Genomic DNA, 15,898 nt, shown 5'->3' with positions numbered 1-15,898 from the left:
CACCCTCGACGGGAGGATTTTTCCTCGTTGCCGTCCCGGCGAGACTGTCGCCGGCCGGCGGGGCGTTTACCTGCGACTCAGGTTTGCATGAGATTTTGTCTGGGACGGCCGGGCTGAGTGGCGGAGTTTGTTCGTGCGTTGCTTCACGCTGTTGCTGCTGTCCGGATTGCTGTGCGCGCCGCCCGCCCTCGCGGCGGAGCCCTGCGGGCCGGCGGCGCTCGGCACCGCCCGCACCCTCGAGGTGCCGTTCTCGCAGGGGCCGGTCGGCACGGCGAGCTACCGCCGCACCCTGCCGCTGGAGCGCGGCGAGGTGGTGCTGACCTTCGACGACGGGCCGCTGCCCCGGCGGACCACCGCGGTGCTGGACGCGCTGAAGGCCGAATGCGTGAAGGCGACGTTCTTCGTCATCGGCAGCATGGTGGCGCAGTTCCCCGACATCCTGCGCCGCACCGCCGCCGAGGGTCACACGATCGCGACCCATACCTGGTCGCACCGTTACCTCGACCGGGTCCGGAGCCCCGCGGTGCATCGCGACCAGATCAATGGCGGCCTGGAGGCCGCCCGCACCGTCCTCACCGACGACGCGCCCGCCCTGTCGCCGTTCTTCCGCTTCCCGGGCCTCGGGCACAGTCCCGCCCTCGACCGCTACGCCGCCGCGCAGCGGCTGGTGCCGTTCAGCATCGACGTCGACGGCGACGACTGGAGGAGGATCACCCCGGGGGCGGTGCTGGAGCGGGTGATGACCCGCCTCGACGCGGCCGGACGCGGGATCATCCTGCTCCATGACATCCAGCCCCGCACCGTCGCGATCCTGCCCGAGCTGCTGCGCCGGCTGAAGGAGCGCCGCTACCGCGTCGTCCACGTGGTGCCGGCGCCGGCCGACACCCGGGCGGCCCTCGCGGTCCTCGACGCGCCGCGGGCCCGGCCGATCCGCCTCGCGCTCGACCGGCTCGGCGCCCGCATGACGGCCCTTCGTGCGCCGGGCGGGTTCGTCCCGGTCGCCGGGGCCGGACCGCGCGGGATCGTCGCCGAGGAAGGGCCGCTCGTCCTGCGGGCGGGCCTGTTCGAGGAGGCGGAGGTGCCTGCCGCGCCACCGGCGCCCCCGGCCCCCCCGCAGGCACCGACGAGGGATGAGAGCCGGTCCGGCGAGGCCGTCCGCATCGCCGTGGTGGCGGATGCGGAATCCGGCCCGTCGCCGCGGGGCGGCTGGAGCGGGTTCGTGGTGGTCGGCGCCGTTCCGAAACCCGCCGGGTCCTTGCCCACTGAATTCTTGCCGACTGGATCCTTGCCGACTGGATCCTTGCCCGCTGGATTCCGCCCCGTCGCCACGGCGGAGGCTGCTGCCGCGCGATGATCCGCCCCCGCTCCCCCGACCGGACACCTTCCACGATGCGACGCCTCGGCCGGCTCCTGCCCGCTCTCCTCCTCTGCGGCGCCAGTACCGCCCATGGGGGTACCGCCCACGCGATGAGCCCCGACGAGTCGCCGGCGGGGTGGTGGGCGCCGACCCTGGCCGATTGCGCCGATCCATCGAGCCCTCGGGTCTTCGAGATCCGGCTGAAGCCGGCCGGCGAGGCGCGGCTCGATGCCCACGACCTGCGCTGCCGGATCGACAAGGTCTCCGACACCGCGATCGGCTACCAGCTGCACATGCGCTGCTTCCGCTCGGTGGACGACCTGCGCGCCGGGATCCATGCCGAGCCCCGGCAGATCGTCGTCGATGCGATCGGCCCGGTGACGATGCGGGCGGATGGGCGCCGGGTCTATCGCTGCCGCGCCCGCCCCGCCGCCGACCTCGGAACGCCCCGCGCCATCGCGACGGGCGAGGCGCCCGCGACCGCTCCGGCCGTGCCGCTGCCGGACGCGCCAATGCGCCTGACGGCCTTGTCCCCCGAGATGCAGGTCGCGCCGCTCCCGGCGCCCGTACCGGAGCCGTCCGTGCGCCTGGCCGCACGTCCCGCCGAGCCGCTGCCGGCCCCCCTCATGCCTGTGCCTCCTGTACCGATGCCTGCCGCGCCCGTCCTGGCGCCCACGCCGGTCGGCCTGCCGGCGGTACGGCGGGGCAGGATGGTAGGCTATCCGGGGGCGGAGGCGCCGGGCACCATCGTGGTCGATACCGCGGCGCGCTTCCTCTACCTCGTGCGCGGCGACGGCATGGCGGTCCGCTACCGGGTGGCGGTCGGCCGGCCTGGTACGGTCTGGCGCGGCGTCGAGACCGTCACCGCCAAGCAGGAATGGCCGCAATGGACCCCGACGCCGGAGATGCGGCGCAGCCGGCCCGGCCTGCCGCGCCGCGTCGCCGGCGGCCCGCGCAACCCGCTCGGCGCCCGGGCGCTCTATCTCGGCTCGTCGCTCTACCGCATCCACGGCACCACCGACCCGGGGTCGATCGGCCGCGCCGCCTCGGCCGGCTGCTTCCGGATGCTCAACGAGGACGTGATCGAGCTCTACCGCTTCGTGCCCGTCGGCACGAAGGTCCAGGTGATCTGACGGGAATTCCAATCTGAGCGGGCGCGCCGGAACGATGGCACGCCCGGCCGATTGCCTCGGCAGCGACGCATGTCCCCGCAGGAGGCACCGATGGCCGACGAGACAGACACCGAGACCGGCAAGCGCGAGAAGATCTCGAACGGCCCGAACGCGCGCCCGCGCAACGAGACCATCGCCCAGACCGGACCGGGCCTGCCGAACGACACGAGCAGCCCGGTCGAGATCGACGAGGAGGAGGCCCGGCGCATCGAGGACAAGATCCGGTCGATGTGAGCACCGCGGCGCTTCTCCCCGGTTGACGGGCGCACCGGCGCCGTCGCGTCTCCCTCCGGACGCGACCGGCCTCCTTGCCTCAGCGTGCGGAATTCTGGCCGGTTCGCACACGAGCGACACCGAATGCCATCACCCGGCGGCCGGCGCCCTTCGGATCACGGACCGGGCCCCGGGCCTCAGACCGGCATCTCGAACGCCACCCCGACCCGCCCCGGCCGCCGCCACACCACCCGGCCGCGCCGCATCACGAATTCCCCGGCGATGGCCAGCGTGATCGCGTCCGGCACCCGCGTCCCGGCCGGGACGAGCAGCGTCGCGCCGACGGCGGACAGATTCAGCACTCGACAATCCAGGGCCGGGGACGGCGGCGACACGATGATCTCGCCGCGCGATCCGGGCAACGCGTCCGGCTCTGCGGAAAAAAGATTCATACGCTTGTCTCAGCTCAACCTGAAGAACGCATAGTGCTCAAACTAGGCGCTCGATTCCGGTGGAAATCGATCAAGGGTCCTAGGCTGTCGGGCCTATGACGTCGGGACGCGATCGCCGGACGACATGCTCCTATGGCGCGCGGGAGGGGACAGCCCGGCCGGAACCGACAGCCCCGGAGCCACGTTGTGGACCCAGCAGCGGATTCCCCAATCCCCAAGACAGCCCGCCCGCCGAGGTCCTATCCCTCGAGCGGGCGTTCTGCCGTCCGGCACGCCGCCGTGCGCCACCGCACAGTGCGAGGCCCGTCGTGCCGCCAGAGTGTCGGTACGCCCGCAGGCTTCGAGCCTGTCCCGGCTCGGCGGCAGCCTGATGCCCGTTCATGCCCCCTCCGGGTGTCGGGCTGCCGTCGTCTTCGAGAATCCCCGAAGTTCAAGACGCCGTCCCGCACGGTCGGGTGCGAAGTTCCTGCAAGCTGGCACGATGCTCAGTGGCGCAGCGTTTCCGCCCCGCTTCCGATCAGGTCGCCGATCGGTACGTGGACGACCTCGCTGCCGTCGCTGTCTTCGACGACCACCACGGCCTCTGTCCACGGCACGCTCCGGTCGCCGAAGTCGAGGAACGCCTGGGCGAGCTGACGTGCTTTCGCCAACGCGGCCTGTTTGTTTTCGAGTTCGAGCCAGGCGCCATCTTTGAGGGGCTGCCCGTAGAGTTTCAGCCGAAAGCGATAGTGCGGCATCACGCGAGAGCGCCTCGGACATCATGAGGCAGCCCCTATGCTCTGGTAAACCGGATCAAGCAATCGGCGAGCGAGGGACGATATTCGATCTTTCGATCTTTGGGACGCTTGGTCAATTGGGCGGGACACCCAGGCTGGCGACGGGCGCGGCCCTCGCGCACCGCCGGTCGTGTCGCTCCGGCCAATCCGGCGAGGCAGGTCGCGCATCGGCGATGCCGAGAGGAGGACGGCCCGCCGGCGCCCGGGCTCACGCCTCGGTCACGCCGATCGCGACATCAGGGCGTTCGCCGCGGGGGGCAAGCGTGCCGCGACTGCGACTGTGAGATCTGCTTGGGTATTTATGATGCCAGCAAGCTGGCGGAGAGAGAGGGATTCGAACCCTCGATACGGTTGCCCGTATACACGCGTTCCAGGCGTGCGCCTTCAACCACTCGGCCACCTCTCCGGGCCAGACCTGCGGGGCGCCGGGGCGCCCGTGCGGGTCGGTGCCGTCCTCTAGCGGGGCGCGGGCTGCGGCGCAAGCGTGAGATCGTGAGCGGGGCCGTGGAAGCGGTGAAATCTCACCGGTGCGGCGATGGCGGCGCTGCAACCGGCATGGGGTATCGGCCGTTTCGATCAACGGCCGGTGCGTGCGCGCCGGCCGGCCGGGATCGGCCGCCCGACAATCTGTGGCCGTCCGACCGCGCCGCTCCCGGGCGGGCCCCGGGCGGGCCCGACCGTCAAGGACAGGCGACGTGGACAACGACACCGTGAAGGCCAAGGACGATGTCAGGGACGAGCGGCCCGTGATCCTGGTGGTCGAGGACGAGGCGCTGACGATCATGGATCTCAGCGACGTGCTCGATGCCGCCGGCTACGAGGCGCTGCAATCGGCCTCCGCCGAGCGGGCGCTCGGCCTGCTGACCGGACGGACCGACATCGTCGCGCTGATCACGGATGTCGAGCTGTCCGGCAAGACCGACGGTTTCGACCTCGCCCGCTCGGCGGCACAGATGCGGCCCGACCTGCCGATCGTCGTCGTCTCCGGGCGGAGCAAGCCCGATCCGGACCGGATGCCGTCCCATGCCCGCTTCGTCGCCCGGCCCTGCCGCGGCGACGACATCCTGGAGGTCCTCAGGACCTTGATGAAGGGGTAGGGCGGGGGGAGCCGGTCGACGGCAAGGCCGGATCGGGCTCGGCGAGCCAGACCTCGACCGGGGCGCAGGCCGAGCCGAAATCGAGGATCAGGTTGCGCAGGCGGCGTGCCGGACCGCCCGGCACCCCGGGCAGCTCGACGGCTTCGCCGACGGCGCGCAGGACGCCGTCGATCCTGCGTCGCCCCAAAGTCAGGCTGACGGGCGTCCCGCTGCTTGTGTCCACGCTTCCTCTCCTCTCACGCTCGACCGGACAACGCCTCGCGGCGAGGCGTGGTCCAACCGGGACGCGATCAAGGTTACGGCCTGGTCACCAGCGTGCACGACCCGGGAGGGCTGCACCGGTGGGTTGCGGGGCGGCGGCAGGATGCCGTCAGCCGCCGGTCTTGAGGGCGCGAAGGCGCCGCGCCCCCGTCTCGGCCGGGCTCCCGGGCGGGGCGAGGCGGCGCTCCAGCGCCTCCAGCTGGCGGCTCTGCGCCCGCAGGAGATGTCGCAGGGCCGCGATGCTGGCCTGAAGGTCCCGGGCATCGCCGAGCGGATCGAGGGACGGATGAGGTGTCGTCGCGTGAGTCGGCATGGCCTCCATGAGGCGACGACATGCTTAACCAACCGTAAAGACCCCGCCGCGCGGAGCGCGGCGGGGTCGATCGCAGGACGAGGAGCTTGGCGTCAGCTGCCCGAGCGGTCGCGCAGCGCCGGGATGAACAGGTCCTGCCAGGTCGCCGGCTTGGTCTTCATGATGCCGGCCCGGTTCATGAACGTCACGAACTCCATGATGCCGTGCGGCGTCGCCGAGAAGCGGCTGTCCGGATCCTCGATGATCTGGACGACATCCTGCGGGCTCACCTTCACCTTGGAGGCGCGGGAGAAGATCTCGGCGGTCTCGGCCTTGTTGTTCTTGATGAAGTCGTTCGATTCGTCGAGGGCGGCGAGGAAGGCCTGGGTCATCTTCGGGTTCGCCTCGGTGAAGCGCTTGAGCGCGAACACCACGTTGAGGGTGATGTCGCCGAAGATCTGAGACGCCTTGAGGATCGTGCGCACCTTCGGATCGGCGCGCTCGACCTGGGTGAAGGGCGGCGAGGCGAAGTGGGCGACGATCTCGGTCTTGCCCGACAAGAGGGCGGCGACCGCCTCGGGGTGCGGCAGGCCGACGGTGCTCGCATCGAGCTTGGTGTAGTTCTCCGGCCCGAACTGCTTGGCCACCGCCATCTGCAGCACCACCGCGGCGAGGGAGGTCTTGATGCCCGGGATCGCGATCTTGTCCTTCGGGGTGAAGTCGGCGAGGGACTTGATCTCGGGCTTGACGACGTTGAGGTCGAGGGCGGTCGCCGAGAGGCCGGACACGCCGATCACCTCGGTCTTGGCGCTGCCGCGGCCCTTCGACCACAGGGCGAGGAAGCCCGGGGCGCCGGTGCCGGCGATGTCGAGCGAGCCGGCGATCATCGCGTCGTTGATGACGTTGCCGCCATCCAGCAAGAGCCATGTCACCTTGACGTCGCCGAGGCCCGCCTTGGCGGCCTGGGCTTCCAGGAACTTCTTCTCCTGCATCACGAAGAGCGGCAGGTAGAGGGCGCCGTAGCCCTTGGAGATGCGGACCTCCGACACCTCGGCGCGGGCGGCGCCGAGGTTCAGCGAGAGGGCGAGCGCGGCGCCGGCCGCGAGGCCGAGGAGCTTGCGTGCGAACATAGGGGGTTCCTCCGGGGATTTCGTTGGGTATGCCCCCGAAGCGTCGCCGCTTCGGGGGCCGAGCTTGCCGTTTCTTTTAGTGCTGCATGCCCCAGCGGCGGATTGTCTTCTTCTCGATGTTGGCGAAGATCACGTTCTCGACGAAGAGGCCGATCATGATGACGGTGAACAAGCCGGCGAAGACGTTGGTGGTCTCGAGCGCGTTGCGGTTCTCGAAGATGTACCAGCCGAGGCCGCCCGAGCCCGAGGATACGCCGAAGACGAGCTCCGCGGCGATCAGGGTGCGCCAGGCGAAGGCCCAGCCGACCTTGAGGCCGGTGAGGATCGACGGGAAGGCCGCCGGGATCAGGATCGCCCGCACTAGGCTCAGGTTGCGCAGGCCGTAATTGAGGCCGACCATCTTGAGGGTGTTCGAGACCGAGCGGAAACCCGCATGGGTGTTGAGCGCGATCGCCCACAGCACCGAGTGGACGAGGACGAACACCACGCTGCCCTGGCCGAGGCCGAACCAGATCAGCGCCAGCGGCAGCAGCGCGATCGCGGGAAGCGGGTTGAACATCGCGGTCAGCGTCTCGAGCAGGTCGGTGCCGATCCGCGAACCGATGGCGAGCGTGGTCAGCAACGCGGCCAGCACGATGCCGATGCCGTAGCCGATGGCGAGCGTCTGGAGCGAGATCAGCGCCTTGGCGGGGATCTCGCCGCTCAGGATCGACGACGCGAAGGCCTCCACGGTGGCCGAGAAGGTCGGGAACAGCAGCGGGTTGTCGAGCCAGCGGCCGTAGACTTCCCAGACCACCGCGAGGGCGGCGAGCACCACCGCCTTGCGCAGCCAGCTCTGGCGATAGGCGAGCTCGGCGAAGGACAGGCGCTGCTCGACGCTGATCGCGCCGGCGGCGGAGGTCTCGCGGACGATCTCGGGCCGCGGGGCGATGGGGGTGGCGAGGGGGGCGAGGGTGGCGGTCACGGCGTGTCTCCCGGAGATTTTCGTTGTCAGGCGAACAGCATGTCGTTGATGCGGGTCTCGAGGGCGCCCTGCGCCGCCGTGCCGAGCTCGGAGGCCGGCAGGCTGTTCAGCTCCGCCTTGACCTGGCCCGGATGGGGCGAGAGCAGCAGGATGCGGGTGCCGACCTTGATCGCCTCCTCGATCGAGTGGGTGACGAACAGCACCGTGAAGCGGGTGTCCTCCCACAGGCGCAGCAGCTCGTCCTGCATCTTGCGGCGGGTAAGCGCGTCGAGGGCCGCGAAGGGCTCGTCCATCAGCAGGATGTCGGGCTCCATCGCCATGCCGCGGGCGATCGCCACGCGCTGCTTCATGCCGCCCGACAGCATGTGGGGGAAGGAATCGGCGAACTTCGCGAGACCCACCTTCTCGATGTAGGACATCGCCCGATCGTCGGCTTCGGCGCCGGTGGCGCGGCCGCTCGCGGTCAGCGCGAAGGCGACGTTCTGCCGGACGGTCTTCCAGGGCAGGAGCTGGTCGAACTCCTGGAACACCATCATCCGGTCCGGGCCGGGCTCGGTGACCTTGCGGCCCTTGAGCTTGATCTCGCCCTCGACCGGGGTCATGTAGCCGCCGATCGCCTTGAGCAGGGTGGACTTGCCGCAGCCCGACGGCCCGAGCAGAATGTAGCGGTCGCCCGGCATCACCTCGAAATCGACCCGGTAGGTCGCGGTGACCAGATGATCGGTCGTCTTATACTGGAGCGTGACGCCCTGCACCTGGAGCAGCGGCTCGGGAATGATGGTCGGGCGTGCGTTCATGGCGTGGTCCTCCCCGTCTTCGTCGCTTGCGGACCGAAACCTTTTCTGAAGGTCTCTGGTCCGCCGTTGGACGGTGGGGTAGCCTTCGAACCTGTCGCCAACCTGACAGATAATGCCACGCGAGGAACGGGGAGGAATTTTCGTGCGCATCCTGCTCGTCGAGGATACCCGGGACGTCGGCGAGGCGATCGCGGCGCGCCTGCGCGGGCTCGGCCACGCGGTCGACTGGGAGGTCGACGGCGCGGCGGGCGACGCGGTCCTCAGCGTGCAGGCCTACGACCTCGTGATCCTCGACGTGAACCTGCCGGGGCTCGACGGCTTCGCCATCCTCAAGCGGCTGCGCGCCCGGCGCGGGCCGGTGCCGGTGCTGGTCCTCACCGCCCGCTCGGAGGTCGACGACCGGGTGGGCGCGCTCGATCTCGGGGCCGACGACTACCTGGTGAAGCCGTTCGACTTCCGCGAGCTGGAGGCGCGGGTGCGCGCACTCCTGCGCCGCAACAGCGGCCACGCCGACAACGCGCTGACCCTCGGCAACCTGCGCCTCGACCGGGAGGCCCGCAGCGCCAGCGTGGCGGGGGAGGTCCTGGACCTCACGCGGCGGGAATGGACCCTGATCGAGATCCTGGCGGCGCGCCCTGGCCGGATCTTCGCCAAGGGCGAGCTGCTGGAGCGGGTCTTCGCCTTCGAGGAGGAATCGAGCGAGAACGCCGTCGAGCAGATCGTGGCGCGCCTGCGCCGCAAGCTCGCCGCCGCCGGCGCCCGGGCCGAGATCCGCACCCTGCGCGGCCTCGGCTACCAGGTGCTCTGTCAGGAATCATGATCCCGAGATCCATGATCCCGACGGCGCCCTCGCTGCTGGCCTCCTCGCTCTTCGCGCGCCTCGTCGCGGTGCTGGCGGCGGTCCTGGCGCTCGGCGCCGCCCTCCTCCTTTTCGCGGCCTGGGCCTCGGCGCGGCTCGCGGCGGACGAGGCCTATGATCGGCTCCTCGTCGGGGCGGCGCTGCAGATCGCCGAGACCATCGCCAGCGACGGGCGCGAGATCACGGTCGATCCGCCGTTCTCGGCCTTCGAGACCTTGGGCCTCAGCCCTCGCGACCGGATCTTCTACAAGGTGCTCGATCCCGCCGACCGGCTGCTCACGGGGGACGCCGACCTCGCGGTGCCGGTCGACAGGGGGCGGCTCGCCGCCGGGCCGATCCTCCTCGACGCCGAGCACCGCGGCCAGGCGGTGCGGGCGGTGGTGGCCGGACGCTACGTGCCGGACGTCGCGACGGCGGGCTTCGCCGCCGTGGTGGTCGCCCAGACCCGGGAGGCGCGGGGCGCGCTCGCCCGTACGCTGACGATCAAGGCGAGCCTGATGGTGCTGGCGATGAGCGCGCTGGCGCTGGGCGCCGTCGCGGTGGCGGTGCGCGCCGCCTTGCGGCCCCTGCGGGCCATCGAGGGCGTGCTGGCGGCCCGGGGACCCAACGACCTCCAGCCGCTCGGCCTCGCCGCGCCGCAGGAGATCCGCCTCCTCGTCACCTCGATCGACCATTTCATGGGCCGGCTGTCGGGCCATGTCGCGGTGATGAAGCGGTTCATCGCCGATGCCGCGCACCAGATCCGCACGCCGCTGACCGCGCTCGCGGCGCAGCTCGACCTCCTGTCGAGCGAGACCGACGAGGGGCGCCGCCGCGACCAGATCGCCCGCCTGCGCCAGCGCACCGCCGAGCTCGGCCACCTCACCAACCAGCTCCTCAACCACGCCATGGTGATCCACCGCGCCCGCTCGGCGGCCTTTGGCCCGGTCGACGTGGCGGGGCTCGCCCGCCGCACCCTGATCGACGCCGTGCCGCAGGCCGGCGACCGGACGATCGACATCGGCTACGACGGACCGGAGGACGCCCTCGTGATCCCGGGCGACGCCATCGCCCTGCGCGAGGCCCTGGCGAACCTGATCCACAACGCCTTCAAGCACGGCGCCCGCTCCCGGCTCACGGTCCGGCTCGGGCGCGAGCGCGGCCGGGTGGTGCTGGCGGTGGAGGATGACGGGCCGGGCATTCCGGCCGCCGACTGGGCCCGGGTGCGCGAGCCGTTCCAGGCGGCGACCGGCGGCGGCATCGGCTCGGGCCTCGGGCTGTCGATCGCCGCCGAGGTCGCGGCGGCCCATGGCGGCGAGTTGCGCTTCGAGACCCATTCCGAGAAGGGCTTTTGCGTGATCCTGTCCCTGCCGGACGAGGCGGCCGCGTGATCCCGGCACTCGTCCCGTCGCTCGCCCTGCTGCTCGCCCTGCTGCTCGCGCGCCCCGCCGCCGCCGAGGAGGTGATGCGCTTCCCGGCGAGCGAGCACGAGCGCACCACGCTGACGATCCGCGGCGCCGCCGACACCGACGCGATGGCGCCGCTGATCCGCGACTACCAGCTGCTCTATCCGGACGTGACGGTGGTCTATCACGAATACATCACCGCCGACCTGTTCAGCGGGGTGGCGGCGGCCTGCGCCGCCGGGCGGGCGGCCTCGGACTACGCCGCCGACGTCGTGATCTCGTCCTCGGTCGATCACCTGATCAAGCTCGCCAACGACGGCTGCGCCCGCTCCCACCGCTCGATCGAGACCGGCCGCCTGCCCGACTGGGCGGCCTGGCGCAACGAGGTGTTCGGCTTCACCACCGAGCCGGCGGTGATCGCCTACCGGCCCGATCTGCTGCCGCGCGAGGACCTGCCGCGCAGCCGGGTCGCCCTCGTCGACCTGCTGCGGCGCAAGCCCGAGGCGTATGCCGGGCGAATCGGCTCCTACGACATCACCCTGTCGGGCATCGGCTACCTGTTCGCGGTCTACGATGCCCGCGCGGCGGCGACCTATGGCCGCCTCGTCGAGGCGTTCGGGCGGGCGAACCTCCAGGTCCGCTGCTGCACCGCCGACCTGATCGCCGACCTCGAGGCCGGGCGGATCGTCATCGGCTACAACCTGCTCGGCTCCTACGTCTACGGCGCGATGCGGCGCGGCGCACGCCTCGGCGTGGTGGTGCCGCAGGACTATACCCTGGTGCTCACCCGCGCCGCCCTGGTGCCGGTCACCGCCCGGGCGGCGGGGGACGCCTTCGCGTTCCTCGACTACCTCCTGTCGGAGCGCGGGCAGCGGGTGTCCCGCGAGCAGAGCTTCTTCTTCGACCGCACCGGCCCGCTTCCCCCCGGCGTCGACGGCCCGCCGAGCCTGTCGGCCGCCGGCCTGTTCCGGCCGATCACCGTCGGGCCGGTGCTCCTCGCCGTGCAAGACCGCGCCAAGCGCGCCCGCTTCCTCGCCGAGTGGCGCCAGTCGATCGGGACGCAGGTCAAGTAGCCGAGCCGGTGGGAGGCGCTTCGAGCGGACGGCGTGAACCGGTCCAGGCCCGACGTCGTCGTCCGCGCGGAGGGATCTGTCGCCATGACGGCATCGCCTGATCGCCCGTGGCTCTCCGCCGCCAACCGGGCCGCCGGCTTCTGGATGGGTCACGCCGCGAACGCGGTGCGGCGCCAGCAGCGCGCGGTGCGCGATGAGCAGGGCCGCGACCGTCGAGCCGACGGCGAAGCGCTGGCGGCCGAGGCGGCGTACCGGCTGATTCGGCCCCTTCGCGCCTTCGGCGAATCACCCTAAGCTCCCCGGCCGCGAGCCGTCCCGCACGAGAACGGGCCGGCCGCCGGAGGAGGCATCCATGCAGGAGACGGTGCGCATCACGGTGCGGCCCGACGGCCGCTACACGCTCTATCGCGGCGAGACGCCGCTGATCTTCGGCCTGACCCGCGAGATGGCCTTCAGCCTCGCCGAGAGTTGCGGCGTCGTGATCGAGCGGGCCTACAGCATCAACTGACCCGGGACGCTTCCGCCTCGCCGCGGGTGCCGGCGAGGCGGGGCCAGAGCAGGCCGGCCACCAGGGCGACCGCCGCGCCGAACCCGCAGCCGACCACCTTGACCAGGAAATCCGCGAGGCGGCCGTGCCGGGTCGGCTCGAGCAGCTGCATCGCCTCCAGGAGGCCGGCCGCCGCGATCGTGAGCGCCAGGATCTGCCAGCGGCGGCGCGGATAGCCGAGGCTCAGCAGGAAGGCGAGCGCCGCGAAGGCGGAGAACCGCTCGATCGAGACCGGCATGGTGCTGACCGGGCGGTACCCGATCGGCGCGACGGTCGCCACCGTGATGGCGGCCAGGATCAGCCAGCCGAGAAGGCGGGAGGCTCGGGACATAGGGGAAGGGACCCGTGCGGACCGGACGGTCCGGGCTGTCGGAATGACGCGGATGGCGGTGCCAGATCGCGGGCTGAGCCGCAATCCCGGCGCCTCGGATTCGGGGCGGTCCCGGCAGGGCTGCGGCACCGTGCCGTCGTGGTCTCAGCGCGGCTTCGGCGGGGCCTGGGACGGATGTGCCGCCAGCCCGGCCTCCCGGGCCGCGGTGATGCGCTCGCGCTCGTCCCGCCGCTCGATCGCCCCCAGAGCCAGGGCCGCCTGCAGGCCGCAGGCGGTGGCCACCAGGAGCCCGAACGCGAGGGCCCAGCCGGACCCGTATTGCAGCGTCCAGGCCCAGGCCGTCAGGCCGCCGCTGATCGTCGCCGCAACGATGAAGAACACCCGGCACCTCCCAGCCCGCCGCGTTGCGTCCGGCTCAAATTTCTATTTGAGGTTGTATTTTCTGTGAAGGACAATTTTTGCCTGCAGCTGCCGGATGGTTGACGGACCACTGCCGCCGTCACCCGCGCGAATATCGTCGCGCCAACGCATCGATTCGCCGCGCGCGGCATCCGGTGCGGATTGATCAGCGTCTGGTCAGGGTCAGCAGAACAGCAGGCGACATCTGCGTCGCGGCGCAGCATCGGCATCGTGATGCACGGGGAGAGTGCGAGGCTCCGCACCTCCCCGATGGGTCTGAACAGGGAAGGGCAGCGCCATCTTGTTCCGAGACTGGGGCGGACGGGAGCGCCGCGCCCGTCCGGAGGACCGGCCGTCCCGTCAGGCCAGGGCCGGCGCTACCAGCGCCCCCTCGGCGGCGCCGCTTCCCGCCGCGAACACAACCCGGCCGCCGTCGAGGCGGGCCCGCCCGCTCGCCACCAGGGCGAGCGCCGCCGGGTAGAGCCGGTGCTCCTGCACCAGCACCCGGGCGCTCAAACGCTCCTCGTCGTCCTCCGGCAGCACCGGCACCGCGGCCTGGGCGACGATCGGGCCGGCATCGAGCTCCGGCACGACGAAATGCACCGTGCAGCCATGGACGCGCACCCCCGCCGCCAGCGCCTGGGCATGGGTGTGGGTGCCGCGGAACAGCGGCAGCAGGGACGGGTGGATGTTGAGCATCCGCCCGGCCCAGGCCTCGACGAACCAGGGCGTCAGCACCCGCATGAAGCCGGCCAGCACCAGGAACTCGACGCCATGCCGACGCAAGGCGGCATCCAGCGCCCGCTCGAAGGCGGCCCGATCGGAAAAGGCGCGGTGGTCGACCGCCTCGGTGGCGAGCCCGGCCGCCGCGGCGCGGGCGAGGCCGGGCGCGTCCGGCCGGTTCGAGGCGACGAGCACGATCTCGGCCGGGTAGTCCGGCGCCTGCGCGGCCTCCAGCAGCGACACCATGTTGGAGCCGCGGCCGGAGATCAGGATCGCGACCTTGGCGCGCGCGCTCATAGGGCGAGACGCCCGGTATAGGTCACCGGGCTCTCCCCGCGCGCGGTGATCTGCCCGAGGCGGACCGGCGCCTCGCCGGCGGCCTGGAGGGCCGCGCTCACCGCCTCGGCCCGGGCGGGATCGACCACCGCCACCATGCCGATGCCGCAGTTGAAGGTGCGCAGCATCTCGGCCTCGGCGACGTTGCCCTGGCGGGCGAGCCAGCCGAAGACCGGGGGCACGGCGATCGCGTCGAGATCGAGCGCGATGCCGACGCCATCCGGCAGCACCCGGGGCAGGTTGTCGGGGAAGCCGCCGCCGGTGATGTGGGCGAGCGCCTTGATGGCGCCATGGCCGGTCTGCTTCAGGGCCGCCAGCAGCGGCTTGACGTAGATCCGGGTCGGCGCCAGCAGCGCCTCGCCGAGGCTGAGGCCTTCCGCGAACGGCGCCGGTGCGTCGTAGCCGAGGCCGGACGCCGCCACGATCCGGCGCACCAGCGAGAACCCGTTCGAATGCACGCCGGAGGAGGGGAGGCCGAGAACCACGTCGCCGGGCGCGATACCGGCCACCGGCAGGAGCGCGCCGCGCTCCGCCGCGCCGACGGAGAAGCCGGCGAGGTCGTAGTCGGACCCGTCGTAGAGGCCCGGCATCTCGGCGGTCTCGCCGCCGATCAGCGCGCAGCCGGCCTGGCGGCAGCCCTCGGCGATGCCCCTGACGATGTCGGCGCCGACCCCCGGCACCAGCTTGCCGGTGGCGTAGTAGTCGAGGAAGAACAGGGGTTCTGCGCCCTGCACGATGATGTCGTTGACGCACATCGCCACGAGGTCGATGCCGATCGTGGCGTGGCGCCCGGTCTCGATCGCGATCTTGACCTTGGTGCCGACGCCGTCATTGGCCGCGACCAGGATCGGGTCCGTGAAGCCCGCCGCCTTCAGGTCGAACAGGCCGCCGAAGCCGCCGATCTCCGCATCGGCCCCCGGCCGGCGGGTCGCCCGCACCAGGGGCTTGATCGCCTCGACCATGGCGTTGCCGGCATCGATGTCGACGCCCGCCTCCGCGTAGGTCATCCCGTTCTGGCGCTCGCCCGTCGTCATCCCTCGACCCTTCGCCTCGATCCTCGACTCTCTGCGACCGCTCTTAGCCGCTCTTGCCCGCGACCGCGAGTCGGGGCAGCCGGAGGTGCCATGACGCCGCCGAACACCCCGCCGAACACCCCGCCGAGATCCTTGCCGAGATCCTTGCCGAACCTGATCACCACCGCGCGCCTCGCCCTGGTGCCGTTCGTCGTCCGGGCGATCGCCCTGGAGGAGTGGAGGACCGCCTTCCTGCTCTTCGCCCTTGCGGGGATCTCCGACGGCATCGACGGCGTCGTCGCCCGACGGTACGGCCTGACGAGCCGCCTCGGCGCGGTCCTGGATCCCCTCGCCGACAAGGCGCTGATGCTCTCCGTGCTGGTCGGCCTGACGCTGGCCGGGATCCTGCCGGCCTGGTTCCCCGCCGTGCTGATCGCCCGCGATACCCTGATGGTTCTGGCCGCCGGCCTCGCCCGGCTCGCCGGCCGGCCGCTCGAAACCCCGCCGCTCGCCATCGGCAAGCTCAACACCGCTTGCCAGATCGCCTTCCTGGCCTGGCTCCTCGGCAGCCGGGCCCTCGGGGTCGCCGCCGGGGAGATCGAGGCTGTCGCGATGCCGGCGCTGGCCGGGCTGTCCGTCGCCTCGGCGGCGGTGCAGGGACTGGCGGGGTGGTGGGCCGGGCGCTCGGCCGGCGGGTGATCCGCTGTCCCATGCTCCTCCC

General features: G+C 71.6%; 21 protein-coding genes and 1 tRNA gene. 10 read left to right on the top strand and 12 right to left on the bottom strand.

The annotated features are described in order from the left end of the window. The first annotated feature begins 133 nt into the window (after positions 1-133). The 3 genes from FF100_RS11935 (at position 134) to FF100_RS11925 (ending at position 2,763) form a co-directional block, all read left to right on the top strand. Positions 134-1,354, top strand: a complete 1,221-nt coding sequence (locus FF100_RS11935; RefSeq protein ID WP_171070133.1) for a polysaccharide deacetylase family protein — start codon at positions 134-136, stop codon at positions 1,352-1,354. Between the two features lie 35 nt (positions 1,355-1,389). Then, complete coding sequence (locus FF100_RS38495) at positions 1,390-2,490, top strand: L,D-transpeptidase (RefSeq protein ID WP_342778995.1); 1,101 nt, start codon at positions 1,390-1,392, stop codon at positions 2,488-2,490. Positions 2,491-2,580: 90 nt separating this feature from the next. Continuing rightward, positions 2,581-2,763: a hypothetical protein gene (locus FF100_RS11925; RefSeq protein WP_139035925.1), complete on the top strand. Its 183-nt coding sequence runs from the start codon at positions 2,581-2,583 to the stop codon at positions 2,761-2,763. Positions 2,764-2,939: 176 nt separating this feature from the next. On the opposite strand, the gene FF100_RS38340 is transcribed toward FF100_RS11925, so the two are convergent. The 3 genes from FF100_RS38340 to FF100_RS11910 all read right to left on the bottom strand — a co-directional run bounded on the left by FF100_RS38340 (position 2,940) and on the right by FF100_RS11910 (position 4,376). Continuing rightward, positions 2,940-3,194 carry a PilZ domain-containing protein gene (locus tag FF100_RS38340; protein WP_139035924.1) on the bottom strand — a complete coding sequence of 85 codons (255 nt, stop codon included), beginning with the start codon at positions 3,192-3,194 and terminating at the stop codon, positions 2,940-2,942. A gap of 485 nt (positions 3,195-3,679) precedes the next feature. Then, positions 3,680-3,931: a DUF6894 family protein gene (locus FF100_RS11915; RefSeq protein WP_425463305.1), complete on the bottom strand. Its 252-nt coding sequence runs from the start codon at positions 3,929-3,931 to the stop codon at positions 3,680-3,682. Positions 3,932-4,286: 355 nt separating this feature from the next. Next, positions 4,287-4,376: transfer RNA gene (locus FF100_RS11910), tRNA-Ser, on the bottom strand. Positions 4,377-4,665: 289 nt separating this feature from the next. Here FF100_RS11910 and FF100_RS11905 point away from each other — a divergent pair. Beyond that, positions 4,666-5,067: a response regulator gene (locus tag FF100_RS11905; protein ID WP_246102035.1), complete on the top strand. Its 402-nt coding sequence runs from the start codon at positions 4,666-4,668 to the stop codon at positions 5,065-5,067. Here FF100_RS11905 and FF100_RS11900 read toward each other — a convergent pair. From FF100_RS11900 to FF100_RS11880, 5 genes are all read right to left on the bottom strand, one after another. Beyond that, entirely contained in the window at positions 5,045-5,290 is a 246-nt protein-coding gene (locus FF100_RS11900; protein ID WP_139035921.1) for a hypothetical protein, read from the bottom strand. The two genes, FF100_RS11905 and FF100_RS11900, sit on opposite strands and share 23 nt — an antisense overlap. 147 nt (positions 5,291-5,437) lie before the next feature. Then, entirely contained in the window at positions 5,438-5,641 is a 204-nt protein-coding gene (locus tag FF100_RS11895) for a hypothetical protein (protein ID WP_139035920.1), read from the bottom strand. A 92-nt stretch (positions 5,642-5,733) separates the two neighbouring features. Next, positions 5,734-6,750, bottom strand: a complete 1,017-nt coding sequence (locus FF100_RS11890) for an ABC transporter substrate-binding protein (protein ID WP_139035919.1) — start codon at positions 6,748-6,750, stop codon at positions 5,734-5,736. A gap of 76 nt (positions 6,751-6,826) precedes the next feature. Then, positions 6,827-7,681, bottom strand: a complete 855-nt coding sequence (locus FF100_RS11885; RefSeq protein WP_246102063.1) for an ABC transporter permease — start codon at positions 7,679-7,681, stop codon at positions 6,827-6,829. A gap of 59 nt (positions 7,682-7,740) precedes the next feature. After that, the gene (locus tag FF100_RS11880; RefSeq protein ID WP_109960103.1) at positions 7,741-8,511 is read right to left on the bottom strand and encodes an ABC transporter ATP-binding protein; all 771 of its coding nucleotides are present in this window, start codon (positions 8,509-8,511) and stop codon (positions 7,741-7,743) included. Positions 8,512-8,653: 142 nt separating this feature from the next. Here FF100_RS11880 and FF100_RS11875 point away from each other — a divergent pair, with 142 nt between their 5' ends. The 5 genes from FF100_RS11875 to FF100_RS37015 all read left to right on the top strand — a co-directional run bounded on the left by FF100_RS11875 (position 8,654) and on the right by FF100_RS37015 (position 12,336). Continuing rightward, positions 8,654-9,331, top strand: a complete 678-nt coding sequence (locus tag FF100_RS11875; RefSeq protein WP_139035917.1) for a response regulator transcription factor — start codon at positions 8,654-8,656, stop codon at positions 9,329-9,331. A gap of 11 nt (positions 9,332-9,342) precedes the next feature. Beyond that, positions 9,343-10,740, top strand: coding sequence for a sensor histidine kinase (locus FF100_RS11870; RefSeq protein WP_139036183.1), 1,398 nt, complete (start codon positions 9,343-9,345; stop codon positions 10,738-10,740). After that, positions 10,737-11,828 carry an ABC transporter substrate-binding protein gene (locus FF100_RS11865; RefSeq protein WP_246102034.1) on the top strand — a complete coding sequence of 364 codons (1,092 nt, stop codon included), beginning with the start codon at positions 10,737-10,739 and terminating at the stop codon, positions 11,826-11,828. Before FF100_RS11870 ends, FF100_RS11865 begins: the two co-directional genes overlap by 4 nt. Before the next feature lie 84 nt (positions 11,829-11,912). Continuing rightward, a complete protein-coding gene (locus FF100_RS11860) occupies positions 11,913-12,122 on the top strand; it encodes a hypothetical protein (protein WP_139035916.1) in 210 nt (69 codons plus the stop codon). A 58-nt stretch (positions 12,123-12,180) separates the two neighbouring features. After that, the gene (locus tag FF100_RS37015) at positions 12,181-12,336 is read left to right on the top strand and encodes a hypothetical protein (protein WP_171070131.1); all 156 of its coding nucleotides are present in this window, start codon (positions 12,181-12,183) and stop codon (positions 12,334-12,336) included. Here the strand turns inward: FF100_RS37015 and FF100_RS11855 are convergent. The 4 genes from FF100_RS11855 to purM all read right to left on the bottom strand — a co-directional run bounded on the left by FF100_RS11855 (position 12,329) and on the right by purM (position 15,198). Further along, positions 12,329-12,706 (bottom strand): VanZ family protein, encoded by a 378-nt coding sequence (locus tag FF100_RS11855; RefSeq protein ID WP_205824845.1) that lies wholly within the window; start codon positions 12,704-12,706, stop codon positions 12,329-12,331. The two genes, FF100_RS37015 and FF100_RS11855, sit on opposite strands and share 8 nt — an antisense overlap. Before the next feature lie 144 nt (positions 12,707-12,850). Beyond that, entirely contained in the window at positions 12,851-13,087 is a 237-nt protein-coding gene (locus FF100_RS11850; RefSeq protein WP_139035915.1) for a hypothetical protein, read from the bottom strand. Positions 13,088-13,465: 378 nt separating this feature from the next. Further along, on the bottom strand, positions 13,466-14,125 hold the full coding sequence (gene purN / locus FF100_RS11845; protein WP_139035914.1) for a phosphoribosylglycinamide formyltransferase: 660 nt from the start codon (positions 14,123-14,125) through the stop codon (positions 13,466-13,468). Continuing rightward, positions 14,122-15,198 (bottom strand): phosphoribosylformylglycinamidine cyclo-ligase, encoded by a 1,077-nt coding sequence (gene purM / locus FF100_RS11840; protein ID WP_139035913.1) that lies wholly within the window; start codon positions 15,196-15,198, stop codon positions 14,122-14,124. Before purM ends, purN begins: the two co-directional genes overlap by 4 nt. Before the next feature lie 90 nt (positions 15,199-15,288). Here purM and FF100_RS11835 point away from each other — a divergent pair, with 90 nt between their 5' ends. Next, the gene (locus tag FF100_RS11835; RefSeq protein ID WP_139035912.1) at positions 15,289-15,876 is read left to right on the top strand and encodes a CDP-alcohol phosphatidyltransferase family protein; all 588 of its coding nucleotides are present in this window, start codon (positions 15,289-15,291) and stop codon (positions 15,874-15,876) included. Positions 15,877-15,898 lie beyond the last annotated feature (22 nt).

The organism is Methylobacterium terricola, assembly GCF_006151805.1.
Lineage (GTDB): Bacteria > Pseudomonadota > Alphaproteobacteria > Rhizobiales > Beijerinckiaceae > Methylobacterium > Methylobacterium terricola.
This window is presented reverse-complemented; position numbering and strand designations above follow the sequence as displayed.

What these genes read in the sequence shown, in the direction of transcription:
- FF100_RS11835 (WP_139035912.1), top strand. Translation starts at nt 15,289, where the DNA reads ATGACGCCGCCGAACACCCCGCCGAACACCCCGCCGAGATCCTTGCCG.
- FF100_RS11855 (WP_205824845.1), bottom strand. Translation starts at nt 12,706, where the DNA reads ATGTCCCGAGCCTCCCGCCTTCTCGGCTGGCTGATCCTGGCCGCCATC.
- FF100_RS11870 (WP_139036183.1), top strand. Translation starts at nt 9,343, where the DNA reads ATGATCCCGACGGCGCCCTCGCTGCTGGCCTCCTCGCTCTTCGCGCGC.
- FF100_RS11890 (WP_139035919.1), bottom strand. Translation starts at nt 6,750, where the DNA reads ATGTTCGCACGCAAGCTCCTCGGCCTCGCGGCCGGCGCCGCGCTCGCC.
- FF100_RS11895 (WP_139035920.1), bottom strand. Translation starts at nt 5,641, where the DNA reads ATGCCGACTCACGCGACGACACCTCATCCGTCCCTCGATCCGCTCGGC.
- FF100_RS38340 (WP_139035924.1), bottom strand. Translation starts at nt 3,194, where the DNA reads ATGAATCTTTTTTCCGCAGAGCCGGACGCGTTGCCCGGATCGCGCGGC.
- purN (WP_139035914.1), bottom strand. Translation starts at nt 14,125, where the DNA reads ATGAGCGCGCGCGCCAAGGTCGCGATCCTGATCTCCGGCCGCGGCTCC.
- FF100_RS11860 (WP_139035916.1), top strand. Translation starts at nt 11,913, where the DNA reads ATGACGGCATCGCCTGATCGCCCGTGGCTCTCCGCCGCCAACCGGGCC.
- FF100_RS38495 (WP_342778995.1), top strand. Translation starts at nt 1,390, where the DNA reads ATGCGACGCCTCGGCCGGCTCCTGCCCGCTCTCCTCCTCTGCGGCGCC.
- FF100_RS11880 (WP_109960103.1), bottom strand. Translation starts at nt 8,511, where the DNA reads ATGAACGCACGCCCGACCATCATTCCCGAGCCGCTGCTCCAGGTGCAG.
- FF100_RS11915 (WP_425463305.1), bottom strand. Translation starts at nt 3,931, where the DNA reads ATGCCGCACTATCGCTTTCGGCTGAAACTCTACGGGCAGCCCCTCAAA.
- purM (WP_139035913.1), bottom strand. Translation starts at nt 15,198, where the DNA reads ATGACGACGGGCGAGCGCCAGAACGGGATGACCTACGCGGAGGCGGGC.
- FF100_RS37015 (WP_171070131.1), top strand. Translation starts at nt 12,181, where the DNA reads ATGCAGGAGACGGTGCGCATCACGGTGCGGCCCGACGGCCGCTACACG.
- FF100_RS11925 (WP_139035925.1), top strand. Translation starts at nt 2,581, where the DNA reads ATGGCCGACGAGACAGACACCGAGACCGGCAAGCGCGAGAAGATCTCG.